14 protein-coding genes are annotated in these 18,258 nt (G+C 63.1%); 3 read left to right on the forward strand and 11 right to left on the reverse strand.

The window, feature by feature from the left end; all coding sequences use genetic code 11:
• The first annotated feature begins 167 nt into the window (after positions 1-167).
• Positions 168-1,088, forward strand: coding sequence for a LysR family transcriptional regulator (locus tag M3I56_RS23325; RefSeq protein WP_254356018.1), 921 nt, complete (start codon positions 168-170; stop codon positions 1,086-1,088).
• A 148-nt stretch (positions 1,089-1,236) separates the two neighbouring features.
• On the opposite strand, the gene M3I56_RS23330 is transcribed toward M3I56_RS23325, so the two are convergent.
• From M3I56_RS23330 to ssuD, 3 genes are all read right to left on the reverse strand, one after another.
• Positions 1,237-2,562: a type II toxin-antitoxin system HipA family toxin gene (locus M3I56_RS23330; RefSeq protein ID WP_254356019.1), complete on the reverse strand. Its 1,326-nt coding sequence runs from the start codon at positions 2,560-2,562 to the stop codon at positions 1,237-1,239.
• Between the two features lie 2 nt (positions 2,563-2,564).
• Positions 2,565-2,810 (reverse strand): helix-turn-helix transcriptional regulator, encoded by a 246-nt coding sequence (locus M3I56_RS23335; protein ID WP_254356020.1) that lies wholly within the window; start codon positions 2,808-2,810, stop codon positions 2,565-2,567.
• A gap of 151 nt (positions 2,811-2,961) precedes the next feature.
• Entirely contained in the window at positions 2,962-4,107 is a 1,146-nt protein-coding gene (gene ssuD, locus M3I56_RS23340) for an FMNH2-dependent alkanesulfonate monooxygenase (RefSeq protein ID WP_254356021.1), read from the reverse strand.
• 215 nt (positions 4,108-4,322) lie between these two features.
• Here ssuD and M3I56_RS23345 point away from each other — a divergent pair, with 215 nt between their 5' ends.
• Entirely contained in the window at positions 4,323-4,700 is a 378-nt protein-coding gene (locus M3I56_RS23345; RefSeq protein ID WP_254356022.1) for a DUF427 domain-containing protein, read from the forward strand.
• A 236-nt stretch (positions 4,701-4,936) separates the two neighbouring features.
• Positions 4,937-6,439 (forward strand): GGDEF domain-containing protein, encoded by a 1,503-nt coding sequence (locus tag M3I56_RS23350; RefSeq protein ID WP_254356023.1) that lies wholly within the window; start codon positions 4,937-4,939, stop codon positions 6,437-6,439.
• A 235-nt stretch (positions 6,440-6,674) separates the two neighbouring features.
• Here M3I56_RS23350 and M3I56_RS23355 read toward each other — a convergent pair whose 3' ends face one another.
• From M3I56_RS23355 to rpoD, 8 genes are all read right to left on the reverse strand, one after another.
• On the reverse strand, positions 6,675-6,950 hold the full coding sequence (locus M3I56_RS23355) for an HU family DNA-binding protein (RefSeq protein WP_254356024.1): 276 nt from the start codon (positions 6,948-6,950) through the stop codon (positions 6,675-6,677).
• 592 nt (positions 6,951-7,542) lie between these two features.
• On the reverse strand, positions 7,543-8,100 hold the full coding sequence (locus tag M3I56_RS23360; RefSeq protein WP_028207644.1) for a helix-turn-helix domain-containing protein: 558 nt from the start codon (positions 8,098-8,100) through the stop codon (positions 7,543-7,545).
• Between the two features lie 13 nt (positions 8,101-8,113).
• Positions 8,114-9,409 (reverse strand): FAD-binding oxidoreductase, encoded by a 1,296-nt coding sequence (locus tag M3I56_RS23365; RefSeq protein ID WP_254356025.1) that lies wholly within the window; start codon positions 9,407-9,409, stop codon positions 8,114-8,116.
• A 185-nt stretch (positions 9,410-9,594) separates the two neighbouring features.
• Positions 9,595-11,430 carry an ABC transporter ATP-binding protein gene (locus M3I56_RS23370; protein ID WP_254356026.1) on the reverse strand — a complete coding sequence of 612 codons (1,836 nt, stop codon included), beginning with the start codon at positions 11,428-11,430 and terminating at the stop codon, positions 9,595-9,597.
• Positions 11,431-11,613: 183 nt separating this feature from the next.
• Positions 11,614-11,949: a response regulator gene (locus tag M3I56_RS23375; protein WP_254356027.1), complete on the reverse strand. Its 336-nt coding sequence runs from the start codon at positions 11,947-11,949 to the stop codon at positions 11,614-11,616.
• A gap of 396 nt (positions 11,950-12,345) precedes the next feature.
• Entirely contained in the window at positions 12,346-12,552 is a 207-nt protein-coding gene (locus tag M3I56_RS23380; protein ID WP_254356028.1) for a hypothetical protein, read from the reverse strand.
• 843 nt (positions 12,553-13,395) lie between these two features.
• Positions 13,396-15,771, reverse strand: coding sequence for a PAS domain S-box protein (locus M3I56_RS23385; protein ID WP_254356029.1), 2,376 nt, complete (start codon positions 15,769-15,771; stop codon positions 13,396-13,398).
• A gap of 217 nt (positions 15,772-15,988) precedes the next feature.
• Positions 15,989-17,977: an RNA polymerase sigma factor RpoD gene (gene rpoD / locus M3I56_RS23390; protein ID WP_254356084.1), complete on the reverse strand. Its 1,989-nt coding sequence runs from the start codon at positions 17,975-17,977 to the stop codon at positions 15,989-15,991.
• Between the last annotated feature and the right edge of the window lie 281 nt (positions 17,978-18,258).

Genomic DNA, 18,258 nt, shown 5'->3' on the forward strand with positions numbered 1-18,258 from the left:
ATGGTGGCTTTATACACGCCGCGCATCCGCCCGATCCAATACTATTTGCGTCCAGTTCCATACCTTTATAATATGGAAGCCCCGCAACAGCCCATAAACCGGCCGATATTGCAGCGCATCATATTCTCAGAGTATTGATAAATTGATGCTTCATTTGGGAAGAAACCATGGATCTCCGCCAGCTTCGTTACTTCGTTGCCGTTGTCCGCGAGCGCAATTTCACGCGCGCCGCGGAACAGCTCTGCATCGCTCAACCGCCGCTGAGCCGTCAGATTCAGTTGCTCGAACAAGAGATCGGCGTGCCCCTTCTGATTCGCAATACGCGACCGGTGCGCACGACCGATGCGGGGCGTCTCGTCTACGAGCAGGCCATGCAGATTCTTGGGCGCGTCGAACAACTGCAGGCGACCGCCAAACACGTGGGACTGCACCACCGCACCGTGTTGTCGATCGGCTTCGTCGCCTCCGTTCTGTATTCGGGTCTGCCGCCATTGATGCGCAAGCTGCGCCAGAATGCGCCCGAACTCGACATCCAGATGGTCGAACTCATGTCGGTGCAGCAGATCGAGGCGTTGAAGGAAGGCCGCATCGACGTCGGCTTCGGGCGCGTGCGCCACAGCGACCCCAACGTGGCCGGCATCGTCCTGCGCGAAGAGCCGCTGGCGGTGGTGGTGCCGATCGGCAGCGAAATGGCACAGGAATCGACGCCCATCCCCATCGAGCAACTGGCCGGGCAGAAACTGATTGTCTACCCCAAGGAGCCGCGCCCCAGCTTTGCCGATCAGGTATTGAACGTGTTGCACGGCGACGGCGTGCAACCGGGTGAAGTGCTGGAAGTGCGGGAAATCCAGACGGCGCTGGGTCTCGTTGCGGCCGAGTTCGGCGTATGCGTGATCCCCGCTTCAGCGCGGCAATTGCGCCAGGACGTGCACTACCGTCTGATAGACAGCGACCACGCGACTTCGCCGATCATCCTGAATCACCGCGTGAACGACAACTCCGTCTACGTCGAGCTCGTGAAGCAGCTGGTCAAGGAAATGTACGCCGAGCCCCAGCGGTGGCTGCCGGCGAAGAAGCAAAAGTCTTGAAGCGATATGCCGTCTACCCCAGTTCGTTCAGGAATGCGCGTACGGCGGCGCCGATCTCGTGCGGCGAATCCTCCTGGACGCAATGAATACCCAGCGCATCGACGCGGCCGTCGCGCGGCTTGCCGCCTGCGTGCGCTGAAGCCCACCGTCACTGCGCCGCCAGCCGCTCCGCCGAGAAACGCAAGCCGTCGAAGAGCCGCTCGGCCACCCGCCCGGGAAAGCCTTCCGGCAGCGCCGCCGCGACTTCTTCGATCGCACCGGGCGTACGCGCCAGCACGCGCTCGATCAACGGCCCTGCATCCGGCCCGTAGTGGCACAGCCGGGCGGTGGCGTCGAAATGCGCGCGCTTCACGTCGCGCATGCGATAGTGGCGCGCCTTGCCCCACACCGCCATGGCGAGCGACGCCTTGTGCCACGACCATTGATTGCCGCCGTCGCCCTCCACGGGCCAGATCGACATGACGTCATAGAGCGGCGCGAGCTGAAAGCGCCCTGCCGGCAGCAGGCGGATGCTGAAGTTTTTCGCGTGGCCGTCCGGCGCCGCGAGCATCCAGAAGACGATTTGCGCGGTGAGAAACGTTTCGAGGTCCTCGCGCGCCTGCAGCGACTGGCGCAAGAGCCCCGCAATCTCGCGCACGCCGGGGCCGCCATGCGCTTCGTACTTGCGATGCGGCGGCACGCCGAGCGCCTGGCAGAAGTCCTCCTGCGGCAGGCGCAGCAAGCCACCGGTGCGCGAGCGCGTACGATCGAAGCGCTCCACGCTGAGCACCTTCTGCGCGCCGAACTGGATGATCTGCGCCTGCGAAGCGGGCAACCCGTAGGCCCTCAGCAGTGCCAGGCAAAGCCATTCGTTTTCGACCGAGGTATTGAAGTCCACCTTGCGATGGCCGATCAGCCCCAGTGGCAGCTTGAGAATATGGGTGGTGGGCGTGGCGCCGCGCGGCAGCAGCCATTTGCCGCGGTGGCGCAAAAGCGCGGTCTTCTCCTGCGCACCCGCCAGCGAAATGCGCAGATCTTCAGTCTCGAGCGAGCCACCGGGCAGCGCACCGGCCGTTTCGAGCAGCAGGCGCTCGATGACGGCATCGCTCAGCGCGGTGCCTTCGATGCGGTCGACGCGCCCCGGCGTTTCGTCCTCGCCCAGCAGTTGCACCGCGCCCACGCAATCGCGCCCGATGGCCTTGAGCAGGTCGAAGGCCTCGAGCGTATCGGTGCGAAAGCGCGTGGCGATGCGACGGCGGATGGGCTCGCTGTCGGGCAAGAGATTGTCGAAATAGTGCTGCACGCGCTCGCCGCGCAACGGCGCGTCGCCGATGCCGAACGGCAGCGAGAGCGAAAGCGGCCGGCCTACCGCCGAGCGCTTCCAGTCGTCGTCATAACGCAGCTCGGTGTCGCCGGCGGACGTCATGACCCACGTGCCTACGCGCTCGCCGTTGGCCCAGATCGATAGCGCGCGCGAATATGATTTGCGGCCCATGCTCACCACTCCGGCGCGCCGGCCGCCGCATCGCGCGACTGCACGCAGAGTTCCAACCCGTAGAGCGCGAAAAGCGCGAGCATCTGCTCGAGCGAGAGGCTGGCGGCACCCGTGGTTTCGAGCGCGGAAAGGCGCGGCTGGCCGATGCCGAGATGCGCCGCGGCCTGCGCCTGGGTCATGCCGCGCGCCTTGCGGGCCGATTGCAGAATCTCGGCAAGCCCGCCTGGCGTCTGGACGATGATCTTCATGGCATATTCCTGTGAGACATAAACCGATTATATGCCTGTGGGGAATATTTCGCCAATATCACTCACACGAATAAATCGCGAATATCGCTCACACGAATAATTGTCCGGCGAGCCTCCCGGATCCGGCCCCGCTTGCCGCGCACGGCAGTCTTCACGCGCGCGCGGCCTCCTGCGCCCGCTCACGCGCACGCACGTCGAACGCGCCGCCCGTCAAGGCCTGGTCGCGCAGCGTCACCGGTTTCTTGCCCGGCAGCAGCGGGAACATCAGTTCGGCGAAGCGAATCGCCTCTTCGAGGTGAGGATAGCCGGAGAGCACGAAGCTGTCCGCACCGGCGTCCACGTATTCCTTGAGGCGCGCCGCCATGGTTTGCGGGTCGCCCACGAGCGCCGTGCCCGCGCCGCCGCGCACGAGGCCCACGCCAGCCCACAGGTTCGGGCTGATCTCCAGCTTGTCGCGGCTGCCGCCGTGCAGCTCGGCCATGCGGCGCTGGCCCACCGAATCCATGCGCGCGTAGTTTTCCTGGGCGCGGCGGATATCGTCATCGTCGAGCTTGCTGATGAGGCGCCCGGCGGCGGCCCACGCTTCGTCGTTGGTCTCGCGCACGATCACGTGCAGGCGCACGCCGAGCTTGAGCGTGCGGCCATGGCGTGCCGCCCGCGCGCGGATATCGGCGAACTTCCGCGCGACGGCATCGGGCGGCTCGCCCCATGTTAGATAGGCATCCACGTGCTTGGCCGCCAGTTCGTGCGCCGCCGGCGACGAGCCGCCGAAATACAGCGGCGGATGCGGCGTCTGAACCGGCGCGTGAAAGTTCTGCGCGCCCTGCACGCGCAAATGCTTGCCCTCGAAGTTCACCGTCTCGCCGCGCAGCAGGTCGCGCCAGATCGTCAGGAATTCGTCGGCGGCTTCGTAGCGCTCGTCGTGCGCGAGGAACACGCCGTCGGCCGCGAGTTCGGTGGCGTCGCCGCCCGGCACGACGTTGAGCAGCAAACGGCCGTTCAACGCCTGGTCGAGCGTGGCCGCCTGGCGCGCCGAAGCGGTGGGACCGCCGAGCGACGTACGCAGCGCGACGAGCAGCTTGATGCGCTGCGTGACGGGCGCGAGGCTCGCCGCCGTCACCCACGGGTCGAGGCAGCTGCTGCCGGTGGGAATGAGGAGGCCGTCGTAGCCGAGTTCTTCGGCGGTCACGGCGATCTGGCGCATATAGGCGTTGGTCGGCGCGCGGCCGAAATCGGATTTGCCGAGGTAGCGGGTGTCGCCGGAAGTCGGCAAGAACCAGAAGATATCGAGGCTCATCAATGATCCTGCTGCGGGTAAATGAAGGCGCGGGTAGCGACTTGAAGCACGAATGCATACGGCGCAATCGCGTGACTATCGCCGCCCGTGCGTCGAACTCAGTCGCGCCCTCATTGAAACAGCCTGCAGCGCTTTCCCCTACCAGTTAATCTGCAATTGCATATGATGTATTCGGCTAAACACCCCGTACTCCCCCTTTCACGAGGACCCCAGCCATGGACACACGGACCGTCAAGATTCCCGGCCCCGATCATCCGATCACGGTCGAACCGGCGCACACGCGCGTGGTGGTGAAAGCGGGCGGCCGCGTGGTCGCCGACACGCGCCGCGCGCTCACGCTGCGCGAGGCGAGCTTTCCGGCGGTGTTCTACATACCGCGCGAGGACGCCGACATGTCGCTGCTCTCGCGCACGGAACACAAGAGCTGGTGCCCGTACAAGGGCGAGGCCTCGTACTACTCGATCGCGCCAGGCGGCGCGCGAGCCGTGAACGCAATATGGAGCTATGAAACGCCGCATGAAGCGGTATCGGCAATCAAGGACCACCTTGCGTTCTACCCGGATCGCGTCGATTCGATCGAAACGTCCGACTGAGCGCCCGCGCCGCCTTTCGATGCGTTACGCATCATCATGCGACTTTACCCGCTCAAGTTTTGCCCCGAGCCGGCCGCTATGCATGCCGGCTCGCTGAACCACCCATCGGCCGCCACCGACGCCGCGGCGACGTGACATCGGCATCGTCGATGCCCAGTCGGACCCCAAGGTGTGCCAGGATTCTGTTATTCGTGCGGCGCAGCCCGCCGCGCCCCGCTCCCTTACATCCAACCGACATGCAACAAGGCACCCCGGCCACCGCGGCCAGTTTTGCCAACATGGGCGTCGATCTGCTCGACTTCTTCGACGTGACGCCCACTTCGCTGTGGCTCGAAGACTATAGTCAGCTGCGCGCGCTCTTCGATCGCTGGCGCGCACAAGGCGTGACCAACCTGCGCCAATTCCTCGAAGACGATCCGCGCCGCGTGGCCGATTGCTCGGCCTGCATCCGCGTGCTCAAGGTCAACCGCCATACGCTCGATCTCTACGGCGCGCGCGACTACGAAGAACTCGCCGCGCATCTTCCGCAGGTGCTGCGCGACGACATGTTCCAGGCGCACGTGGGCGAACTCGAGCAGATGTGGGCCGGCCACACCACGTTCGAGAGCAAGAGCGTGAACTACACGCTGCGCGGCCGGCGCATGGACATCTTGTTGCGTGGCGTGATCCTGCCGGGCCACGAAGCCGACTGGAGCCGCGTGCTCGTGGCGATCGAAGACGTCTCGGCGCTCGAAGAAGCGCGCCATCGGGCGGCCGCTAGCGAGCAATACGCGCTCGGCGTTTTCGAACACTCGCCGGTTTCACTGTGGGTCGAAAACTTCTCCGCCATTCGCGAACTGCTCAACGAGGTCCGCGAGCAGGGCATCGTCGACTTTCGCACCTTCACCGACGTACATCCCGAATTCGTCGAACGCTGCATGAGCGAAATCCAGGTGCTCGACGTGAACCACTACACGCTGGGCATGTTTCGCGCACCAGACAAAGCCACGCTGCTCGCGCGCCTGCCCGAGGTGTTCCGCGACGAAATGCGCCCGCACTTCCGCGAGCAGTTGCTCGATCTCTGGGAAGGCCGCCTCTTTCAGCAGCGCGAGGTGGTGAACTACGCGCTCGACGGCAGCGAAGTCAACGTGCACCTGCAGTTTTCCGTGTTCCCCGGCCACGAAGCGCAGTGGGATCTCGTGCTGCTCGCGCTCACCGACATCACGGCGCGCAAGAAAGCCGAGGCCTACCTCGAATTCCTGGGCAAGCACGACGTGCTCACGAAGCTCAAGAACCGCTCGTTCTATGTGGACGAACTCAATCGTCTGCATCGCAAGGGGCCGTTCCCGGTGAGCGCGATCGTCGTCGACATGGACAACCTGAAGACGGTGAACGACCAGCTCGGCCACGCGGCCGGCGACGCGTTGCTGCGCCGCGCCGGTGAAGTGCTCGCGAAAGCGATCCAGAAGCCCTATCAGGCCGCGCGTATCGGCGGCGATGAATTCGCCGTGCTGATGCCCGGCGCCGACGTGCGCGATGCGGAAACCGTGGTGGACAGCATCACCAAACTGGTGGAGCTGAACAACCAGTTTTACGGCGGACCGAAGCTGAGCTTTTCAATGGGCTTTGCGAGCTGCGAGGAAGGCGAAAGCGTGGAAGCGATGCTGCGTGAAGCGGACGCGGCGATGTACGAGGCCAAGCGCCGCCGCAACGAAACGAGCCGTACGTCGCTGGAGGCCGACGCCGCGCGTGATGGCTGACGCTCGAAGCGCGGGAAACGCTTCGGATACCGTAAGAAAAGCAGGGGAGAAAAAGCGGCCGGCATGTGAGCATGCCGGCTTGCCGAGGGCCTTGCGCCCTCGTTTCACACACTCAGGCCAGCGGCGTGACGCCACGTGCCCGAGTGTGGGCCACCGCACTGGCGTGATGCTGCGCCGCGCGCCAGCAAGCGAGCCGGCAACGCGCGCGTCCGCCAGGACGGCGGACCTGGCATCACTACGCGTTGACGGCGTCCTTGAATGCCTTGCCAGCGGTGAACTTCACCGTCTTGGCGGCGGCAATCTGGATCTCCGCGCCCGTGGCAGGGTTGCGGCCCACGCGGGCGGCACGCTGGCCAGTCGAGAACGAGCCGAAGCCGACGAGTTGCACGGAGTCACCCGAGGTGACCGCACGCGTGACGACGTCAAGGATCGCGTCGATGGCTGCGCCCGTGGCTGCCTTGGTCTCGCCCGTGCTAGCGGCGACTGCGTCAATGAGTTCCTGTTTGTTCATCTGCTACCTGTATTGAGTTGAGAAAACCTGCATACCCTACCTCACGCGGGCGAAACAGGCAAATCGCGTTGCATATGGAAACGCGCCGATCGCCCGCCCGGCACGTGTTTTGCGGACCACGCGCATGACGGCGAAAGCCGAATCAATAGCACAACACGGAGTCAGTGTGTAGACAAAAACACGTTAAAAATTGGCAAAAATGCACAAAAACGACATTGCGGCAGTTTCAGGCGGGTTTATACAGGAACGATTCGTGCCGATGACCGCTGAGGCACAACGAAAATCGGCGATATTTCCGATTTTGACCAAGCCTGAAAAAAATGTCTCGCCGGGACAGTCGCCGGCCTGCAGTCACCCTCGGGGACGCCGCCCGTGCGGCATCCGGCGAGCCAGCCGGGCTGGGTCGAGCGGATCGTCGCGCAACTTCGGAGCTGTCATCGAGAGCGGGGATAGCGGCGGGCCAAAATCGCATCCTGTCTTTCAGTTGCGCAACGTAAGGCCGCATGAACACCTTGCGCCTTGGGTGTCGTCTGCGCAGACGGAAATCGCGTCGTCAGCCAATAGATTGATCAGTGATGCTGATTACCGAGGCTCAGGTGAAAACCCATAGCACACGCGCGGGCGCATCGGCGAGATTGGCGTAGCGAAAGCGGCAACGCGCCGGCACCTGGAAGCTGTCGTTGGCCCGCAGCGTCACGGGCTCGTCGCTGTCCTCCACCCAGATCGTCAGCTCACCCTCGAGCACGAAGCCGCCCTGCTCGTCGCTGTCGTCCACGGGGCGCTCGCCGCTCGTCGCGCCAGGCTCGAGCCGGCTCTCCAGCATCGAGAAACCCGACGACATGCTGGGCGAAACGAGCACGTCCGTAATGCCGCCGCCATAGTAGAGCGTGCGCCGCTCGCCTGGCCGCGTGACCCACGGCAGCTCGCGCGGCATGCTCACGCTATAGAAGTACGTGGTAGGCGTCTGCAGCGCCTCGCCGATGGCCGTGAGATCCGCCACCGTGGGCCGCGAAAGGCCCCGCTCGACCTGCGAAAGAAAGCCCACCGAGCGGCCGATCTTTTGCGCGAGTTCCGCGAGCGTCACCTTTTTGTGCTTGCGCAGATCCCGAATGAGGATCGCGAGGCCTTCGATTTCGTCCTGCTGGTCCATGCGATTCTTTCTGTCACACGACGTCGCGCAGGCGATACCACAGCTTGCCGAGCGCCTCGAGCGGCGCAGCGAAGCGCTCGCCGCCCGGAAAGCGCGGATTATGAATGCGCTCATAGAGCGAGAGCAAGTGCGGCTCGCCGAGGATGGCGTCGGCAACGGCGCGCGCCGCCGCGAGCGTCGGCAGGATGCCGTGCCCGGAAAAACCCTGCAGCCAGTACCGATCGCGTGCGTGACCGACGTCGGGCGTGCGGCGGATGCTGATGTCGATATGACCGCCCCACGCGTATTCGAATTCGATGCCGCGCAACTGCGGAAATGCGCGCTCGAGACTCGGGCGGATCGCGGCGCCTATGTCCTTCGGGATGCCTCCGAGATACGTGCACGCGCCGCCAAAGAGCAGGCGATCGTCGGGGCTCAGGCGAAAGTAGTCCGGCACGAACTGATTGTCGATCACGCAACTGTTGCGCGGCAGCAGCAAACGGGCAAGCGCAGGGTCGAGCCTGCGCGTGGCGATCTGCCAGGTGCCCACGGGCAGCACACGGCTAGCCAGATCGCTATCGAGCCGGTCGATGTAGGCATTGCAGGCGAGCACCAGCGTGCCCGCGCGCACCGTGCCTTCCCGCGTGCTCGCCACGTAGCCGCCCGGCGTTTCGCGGTACGCGAGTACGCGGCTTTGCTCGAAGATGGCGCCGCCCGCGCGCTCGATGGCGTCGGCGAGGCCGAGCGCCAGCTTGAGCGGGTCGAGATGCCCCGCCTCGGGATCGTAGAGCGCGGCGCGGTAACGGCGGCTGCCGATCCACTCCGGCATCTCCGGCTCGGCAATGACGCGCAGGCGATCGCAGCCCCACGTCTGCGCGGCCTCGTCGCGCGCGGCTTCGAGCATGGCGACACGCGAGCGCCGGACCGCCACCCACAGGCTGCCTGGCCGGTAGTCGATGTCGAAGCCATGCCGCGCGGGCAACTCGCGCACTTCGGCGGCGGCCCAGCGCATGCTGTCCCACAACTCCCGCGCGCCCGCCAGACCCAGCGCCTGCTCGAACGGCGGCATATCGCACGACCAGCCGAGCAGAGCCTGACCGCCGTTGCGCCCCGAGGCGGCCCAGGCCACGCGGCTCGCCTCGACGACCGCGACGCGGCGGCCGGCCAGCGCGAGCCGCAACGCCGTGTGCAGACCGCTGAAGCCCGCGCCCACGACCAGCACGTCTGCGTGGTAATCGCCCGCCAGCGCAGGGCGCTCGGGCAGCGCGCCGCGCTGGGCGTAGTGACGTGCGTAATAGCTTTCGATATGACGAGTCGATTCGGCGAACATGAGTGTCTGTGAAATTTTTCATATTGAATTTCATGAAAAACTAGCACGAACATTTCACGTGCGCAAATCGGCGTATTCCCGGTGGCGATGCTAGTCCGAGAGTGTGAGCGAGTGAACTCGTCAGCGGTCAAAGTGCATCTGGAGGCACCGGCCCGCTCTCCCACCGTTACCGCTCTTCCTGCGTGTCAGGCTTGCATTACCGCGGCGCGCCGTTCCTGATGAAGCAGGACATCGCGATAGATTCCGGGCCGAAGCGAAAGCTCCCGTGGCGTGCCATCGTCGACCAGCCGCCCGTGCTGGATCACAACAATGCGGTCGAAGTTCTGCAATGTCGACAACCGGTGAGCGATGGCAACAACCGTACGGCCCTTCATTAGCTTGTCCAACGCCGCCTGGACGACAGCTTCCGACGCGCTATCGAGTGCGGACGTCGCCTCATCGAGTAACAGAATCGGTGCATTTTTCAGGAAGGCGCGTGCAATCGCGATTCGCTGCCGCTGTCCGCCCGAAAGACGCGCTCCACGCTCGCCCACGACGGCGTTCAAGCCATCCGGCAACGAGCGGATCAAATCGAGACAGCCGGCAAGCTCGCAGGCCTTCAGTACCTGCTCTTCTGTCGCCTCAGGCCGCCCATAGCGCAGGTTATCGAACAGCGAGCGGTTGAACAGCGAAACATCCTGCGGGACGATACTCACTGAGTCGTGCAGGCTCTTCAGGCTCACATCGGATAACCGCTGCCCGGATATGCATACCGCGCCGGCGCCTGCTGGTGGGTCAAACCAGCGAAGCAGCAGCGCGAATACCGTGCTTTTACCGGCACCGGACGATCCGACCAGGCCAACGCGTTGTCCGGCGTCGATGTGAAGGCTGAAGTGATCCAGCACACGACGTCGTCCGGGATACGAGAACGAAATATTCTCAAAATCGATATTCGCGTCGCGAATCTGCAAGTCGGGCACGCCCATCCTTTGCTCCATTTCCCGCGGTATGAGCAAGGATTGCGCGGCCTCCGCAAGCCGGGCGACGTGCTGGGTCATATCCACAAGCGCCACGGCAAGATCTCGCGTGCCGTGCAGAATGGCGAAGCCTAGCGAACTCACCAGCACGACGTCGCCAGTGGTGGCCCGCTCCTGGGTCCAAAGCCAGACGACCCACCCCAGCAGCAAACATGACAGCAGCACCGTCATGATGGCGTGCACCAGTCGGAGCTTTTCGAGGTGGCGCAATGACGATTGACGTGAATGGATCTCGTTGTCGAGAAAGTTGCCGAAGCGCAGGCATTCGCGTGCTGTCGCGTCAAATGACCGGATCGTCGACATATTGCCGATGAGGTCGACCAGTTCACCGTCGACGGACGCTGCCCGTGAAGCAAATTGCAAATGACGCTCCCCTCCCATTCTGGCGAGCCAGAAGAGGAGCGCAGTCATGCATACGGAAATTCCAACGAGGGCGAAAGCCATCCCTTTGCTCACCCAGCCGATCAGCACAACGGATCCCAATACGGACAGGAACGTCGGAATAGCGCTCCACGCCGACGTATTTTCGATCGTGAAGATGGCGTTGGCGGTCGCCGAGATCCGGCTTGCCAGCGTTCCCGGCTGCACGTTCGAAAAGTAGGCGGGCGAATGGCCGGTAAGGTATCCGAACAGTTCGCGGCGCACTTCCCCCGTTACCGCAACGAAGGTCCGCACACTGGCCAGACCTGCAAGACGCCAGAACAGGTTATCTGCGAACAGGAGGGCAACGATGATAAGGAATGCCTCCACTACGCGAGCGGGATGCGCGTGACCCGCAGGTAGCGCGTCGATAAGATTCTTCGTCGCGAACTGGGCCCCTAGTGAACAGGCAACGGCCGCGACGATGCTCGACAGGATCAACAGATGGCCGTACGGATGTGCCCGGACATAACGCAAGAGCAGACGGATCGGCTTGCGCGCGTACTGGATCAGCGCCGTCGCGCGGCGGCCGCGAATCTGCGCTCGGGGGTCCCCGTCTGCAATGTCTGCACGTGTCGTAACCATCCCCGCGCACCTTCGTCGCCGCCAGATGAACTTGTGATGCGCGCATAGACCGTTCCTGAAGCGAAAGCTGTCCGGATACCCTGCGCGCGCCCGCGTACGAAGTCTTTGGCACTTCGCGACTCGCGGACGCTGATACCGTGCCTATGCCACGTTTGCAATCGAGGAATGCCGCGATGCCCTTCTTCAGTTTCGTGCGGTGTGCTGGCGCAGCAGTTCGAGCAGCTGCGCGGCAGCGAACGGCTTGCGCAGAAACGCGGCTACCGCCAGGCTCCCGGGCGGTGCAGCTACCGCCGAGCACAGCACGACCGGCAGGTCCGCAAGCCCCGGTTCTCCCGCCAGCGCAGACACCAGGGCATCGCCTCTCATCACCGGCATCATGTAGTCCGTCACGACAATCGCCGGCCGCTGGATACGGGCGAGGCGCAGCGCCTCCGCTCCATCGAGCGCTTTCAAGACATCGAAGCCCTCGGACTCGACAAGCGCGGACATCGCATCGAGCAGCCGCGGGTCGTCGTCCACGAGAATTACAGTTGGCAATTCCGGCCCCCCGGTCCAGACGCCAGCACGTAGCAAATATCGTTCCGCGGTAACCCAAACCGCCAGGCACGACAGCGTCGTGCGAACGTTCTCGCCAACATAATGGAGCGGACAGCTGCGGAGCCCACCTGTCGGCTCGCTCGCCATGTATTTCGGGGAGCCACGCGAACCCTCACAGATCGATCTTGAACTCGCCGCGGCATTCACGCAGACGGCGGGAATCATTATCTGCAGGCATATGCTGGCGGGGAACACCGAACAGGACGCGATGCCAGGCCGGCATCGCGTCAGAAGGTCACCGTTTCCCAAATTTCAATCGAGTAGTCGATCACGCAAGTCCATGCGGAACGTCGAACTACATGTCAGGTTTTCCATAGGCTAGTGCCTCCCGGCTTCGGACATGGGCTCGCCGCATGTCTTGCATCGATAGCACGCGAATCCGTTCGAGTCCGTGCCGTTGTCCACGAGTCCGGACGTGCGATTCGACTCCCACTGCGGCGAGTCGGGTTGATCGTCTTCGGACGTCACCTCTTCGCCCTCGTGTCCGTTCAGGCACACGAAATATCTACGTGTCAACGTGATCATCGTTGTCCTCCTGCGACTTGCGGCTACCTCGAAGCGGGGCTTCAGCCGCGCAAGCTCGCCGTGCAGGCTCCTCTTGCAGAATCGAAACCTTCAAGAGTCGTGTCCCGCACCATCCGCTCCATACAGCGCTCTCAAATCACTGCACGAACAGCAGGCGCGAAGGCCGCCGGATCACTATTCGCCAGATGCTTGAGACCCGACAGGGTGGAACCCCTATCTGTTATTGGATAACTTCAGTGACATCCCCTGGGCCGCGATCGACGCCGCGCCGCCGCCCGTCCGCGAGAGACGACGGCCTACGTTGGGAGCTGCGGTTCGGAGAGGATAAGCAGTCGCACCTTCACATCGAATGGAAGCCGGTACCATGAGCTTGAAGTTTCGCCGGCAGCAACACACGCGGGTCACGTGCAGCCAGGCGCCCAACGGCATAGCGGGTGACTGTTACGTCATTGAGAGCGTAACGAACCGGATGGGGCTCAAAACACGTGATTCCAGCATTCCTGCAGCGGTGCAAATGCGGAACGAATCAAGAACAAGTATGATCGGCCGCGACCCGTTCCACAACCCGCGGCCGGATATTTCGGCGCCTTCCCGGTAAAACGGCCACGTGATTACCCGGCCGCGCCCCCGCGCGCCCCGGCGCGCTCCTCCGGGGCCGCACGCGTTCTCCAGCCCAGTCAGACCTCACGGCAGTCAGGCCTTGACTGAGCCAGCCCTCAGTCCCGGCGCAGGAGGTCGCTTCAGTCAATGGTTCGCCGTAGCGGCACTCATTATGGGTATCCTCCCAGGCGTGTACGCCGTGTGGGAGCCGTGTCATCGCCGGCGTCGAGAAAACGATAGCCTTCACTCATCCTCTCCACCGATCGGGGGAGCAACCGCTTCAATGAGCCGTCGCAATTCGACAAGTGAAAACGGCTTGCGCAAAAAACCGTAATCGAAATCAAGGTCACCAGGACGCGATGGCTCAGCGCCCGAGGCGAGCACGACACGCAGATCCGGAACCCGCTGCAGTGCCGCTCTGGCAAGTTCGATCCCGGAGCTGCCGCGAAGGCATATGTCGGTGATGAGAAGATGCTTCTTTTTCTCGCTCAGGATTCGTAGGGCCTCCTGAGCGTCGGATGCCTGCTGCACGTCGTAGCCCATTGCGGAAAGCAGTTCGCTAACTGCCTCGCGGGAAGCCGGTTCGTCGTCGACGATGAGCAGGGACAGCGGATGTGTCGAGACTGTCGGCTTTTCATCGAAATGGCTCGCCTGCCGCCCTCCTGCACGGCGTTCCTTTTTTCTACCCAGCATCTGCCGGATTTTTGTGGCGAGCTGCTCACGGCTGTAGGGCTTGCTGAGCAGATGCACCCCGGGGTCAAGCCGGCCGCCATGGACGATCGCATTCTGCGTGTAGCCTGACGTGAACAGCACCTTCAGGTCCGGAATGGCTCGCGTAGCCAGTTTCGCCATTTCCGTGCTACGCATCGGACCCGGCATCACCACGTCGGAGAACAGGAGGTCTATCTTTATCCCGCTTTTGACGATGGCCATCGCACCTTTGGCGTCGTCCGCTTTCAGCACCGTATAGCCGAGTTCCCCAAGCGTCTCGACAACAGTCGATTGCACCCGCCGGTCATCTTCGACCACGAGGATGCTCTCCGAGCCGCCCGCGATCATCGGAGCATGCGACGCCTCAGTTTCGATGACCTCTTCCGTCGACCTCGGAAGGTAAATCTTGACAGTTGTACCGTGATTAACCTCACTGTAGATGCGCATATGCCCGCCGCTCTGCTTCACAAAGCCGTAGGCCATGCTCAGTCCAAGCCCTGTCCCCTCGCCCTCCGGTTTCGTACTGAAATACGGCTCAAATGCCCTTTCGAGCACCTCCCGCGGCATGCCAGTGCCGGTGTCAGATATGGCCAGCAGTACATATTGTCCCTCGCGCACGTCCTCCGGCAGGGCTTTGTAGTGACCGTCCAGCGTCGCATTCGAGACCTCCAGCGTCAGTTTCCCGCCGCGCGGCATGGCATCGCGGCTGTTGATCGCCAGATTCAGGACTACGTTTTCCAGATGATTCGGATCGACGAGTGTGTTCCAGAGCCCACCGCCGACGACGGTTTCCACATGGATCGTCTCACCGATTGCTCGCCGTAACAGATCGTCCATGTTCCGCAGCATCACCGCAAGATTGACCACTGCCGGCTGCAGAGCCTGGCGGCGTCCAAAGGCGAGGAGCTGCGAGGCGAGGTTCGCGCCTTGCTCGACGGCATCGATGGCTTTTTCGAGGCGTTCGCGCGACCAGCTGTCGCGCCCGTGACGACGTTCGAGCAGTTCGAGATTGCCCCGGAGTACCTGTAGAACATTGTTGAAATCGTGAGCGACGCCGCCGGTGAGCTTGCCAATGGCCTCCATCTTCTGAGCCTGTAGCAGAGCCCCCCTTACCTTTTCAAGCTGTTCCTCGGCGGCCTTGCGCTCGCTCACGTCGCGTGTGATCTTTGCGAAGCCCATCAGCTTGCCATCCTCGTCACGTATCGCATCAATGACGACATTGGCCCAGAACCGGCTCCCGTCCTTCCTTACCCGCCATCCCTCCATTTCGAAGCGCCCTTCGCGCGCCGCTGTCTCAAGGCCCCGTTCGGGCAGACCGTTAGCGGCATCCTCCGGCGTATAGAACCGGCGGAAATGCGATCCAATGATCTCGTTCGCTTCATATCCCTTGATACGCGCGGCGCCGAGATTCCAGTTCGTCACAATGCCTTCCGGCGAGAGCATGAACAGAGCGTAGTCCGTCACGCCCTGCACCAGCAGTCTGAACTTGCGTTCGCTTTCAAGCACCGCCTCGTGGGCAAGCCGCTTGTCCGTCACATCCCGGACGATCTTCGCGAAACCGGTCACCCTTCCGTCATCCCCCGCAAGCGGTGTAATCGCGACACTGGCCCAGAAACGCGTACCGTCCTTGCGCAGGCGCCATCCCTCGGTCTCGCAATGGCCATACTCGCGCGCGGTCTGCAGCACCGCGTCGGGAACGCCCGCTTCCCGGTCTTCCGGCAAATAGAAGACGGAAAAGTGCTGACCAATGATCTCCTGAGCGCTGTATCCCTTGATGCGTGCCGCGCCCGGGTTCCAACTGGCGATGACGCCCGCTTCTGTCAGACGAAAGATGCCGTATTCGCATACGCGGGCCACCAGCGTTTTCTCCCAACCGGCCCCCTGTTCCGCAGACAAAGACTGAGTCATGGAATTCTCCGTTTTCGCTGCGGCGTGCAGCGGGGAGGAGCGCCCCCGCGTGCCACACCATCGGCACCTGGCGCTCGGGAAATGGGATGAACATTTGTCGGGCAGGCTCGGCGCCGATGAACCTGCTCCGAGCACCATGGCGGGTCACGAGGTGCGCAAGAAACGCTCCCGTCTGCGTACGGCGCGCGCTCGCGCATTTGGACATTTGATGCCTGACTCAGCCTTCGAGAAAGGGCCTCAACTTGTCAGCATTACGGGGATTCCTCAGCGTGCGCATCGCCTGGCTCTCGATCTGCCGGATTCGCTCGCGGCTCACGTTGAACTGCTCGCCGACCTCTCCAAGCGTGTGGTCGGAGGTTGTATCGAGCCCGAAACGCATCCGCAGGATCTTGGCCTCCCGTGGCGACAGTCCGTTGAGCACCTCATCGATCGCGGTGCGCATGCTCGCGTGAATTGCTGCCTCAGCCGGCGAACCCGCAGAGACATCCTCGATCAAGTCGCCGAGCGTCGCATCCGCATCGTCGCCCGCCGGGATTTCAAGCGACAAAGGTTGCCTCGCGGCCTTGAGGAAGCCACGCACTCGATCCTCGGACATCTCCATGCGCACGGCAAGGACGGCGGGATGCGCCTCCTGTCCCGTCTGTTGCAGGATTTCGCGCGAAATGCGGTTGAGCTTGTTGATCGTCTCGATCACGTGCACCGGCAGGCGAATGGTTCGCGCCTGATCGGCAAGCGCACGCGTGACAGCCTGCCGGACCCACCATGTGGCATATGTCGAGAATTTCCAGCCGCGCCGGTATTCGAACTTGTCTACTGCCTTCATCAGACCGATATTGCCTTCCTGGATGAGATCCAGAAACGGCATGCCGCGATTGACGTATTTCTTGGCAATCGAGATGACGAGACGAAGATTCGCTTCGATCATCTCCCGTTTGGCCTCCCGCATTTTCGACTCCGCGGCACGCATCGTGCGGCTGACCTCCTTGAGCTGCTGCAGCGGCAGCGAAACCCTCGCCTCGATGTCCGCGAGTTTCTGCTGACCGGCCTGAATGGCCGGGAGATGCCGCTCGAACGCCGCGCCAAACTGCTGTGACGTCGCCGCCATGCGGCTGGTCCATCGAAGGTCCGTTTCGTGGCCCGGGAACGACTCGACGAACAACTCACGTGACATGCCACAACGGACTACCGCGATCTCGAGGATGCTGCGCTCAATCGCACGAACCTCCGCAACCCGTTCGTGCACACTGGCACACAAACGATCAATGGTTCTGGGCGTAAAGCGGATTGTTCCCAGTTCGCGCTGAATCTGCGCGCGCACCCGCGCAACGGCTGCGAAACGGGCCTTGCCGGTAGCAGGCACATTCGGCATCTCCGCGAACAGTGCCCGCACACGAGCGAAAACCGCGAGACTGTCGTTCGTGAGTTCCTCGAGGCGGACTGCGTTCGCCATCTCCGGATCCTCAGCCTCCGGCCCGACGTCGTCACCGTCGGGGTCATCGCTGCGAGCGGATGCTTCCGGCTCATTTTCTTCGGAGGCCACCGTCAATGCACTTGCGTTCACATCGTCGCAAATGCCAGCGACCAGTTCGTCGATACGCAGGTCGCCGGCAATGATGCGGTCCACATCGGCAAGAATGGTGGCCACGACCGACGGACATGCGGCGATCGCCTGAATCATGTCCTGCAGGCCGTATTCGATGCGTTTCGCGATCTCGATTTCGCGGGCTCGGGTCAGCAGTTCCCTGGCGCCCATCTCCCGCATGTACATCCGCACAGGATCCGTCGTGCGGCCGAATTCGGAATCGATAGTTGACAGTGTGGCTTCCGCTTCCTCGTTCGCCTCATCGTCAGACGATACGGCGAGGGTGGCGCCGCTTAACAGGAGCGTTGCCGCGTCCGGTACCTGCTCGTACACCGCCACGCCCATTTCGCTGAACGTACTGACGATCGCCTCCATTGCTGCAGTTTGCGTAAAGTCGTCAGCCAGGTGGTCGTTGATGTCCACGTGCGTGAGATAGCCGCGTTCACGGCCCAGCGCGATCAGTGCGCGCATCTGCCGTTGCCGCTCGTCATCCTGTCGGGCAATTGTTTCGATGTCGAGCGGTGCGTCGACGGCCCGGGGCTTGCCTCTTGTCCCGCGGCGGGTGGCCTTTGGCAGAACCGCGATCACGCGGGGTGCTAAATCGTCACGAACGGGATTGGCCAATACGTTCTCCTCGACAGGTTGGCTGACGATCGGCGCAGGCAGGACGGCAGATGAACTTAACTGTCGGGGTGCAAACGGAATCGTGGAATGGCGGATGGGCAATCGAGGCTGGGATACCCCGGAGAGATCCGGCGCGCGAAGCTTGGGGAATCCTAAATAATACCCGATTCTGTTGTGCGATGCAACATGAAACACCGATTTTCCACGTCGCGGGATAGCGGCGAAACGGGGGAACATTACGTACAGGGCAAGCCTGGCTAAAGCGGCCGACGGCAGCAACA

This window comes from Paraburkholderia sp. CNPSo 3281 (genome assembly GCF_024206515.1).
Lineage (GTDB): Bacteria > Pseudomonadota > Gammaproteobacteria > Burkholderiales > Burkholderiaceae > Paraburkholderia > Paraburkholderia nodosa.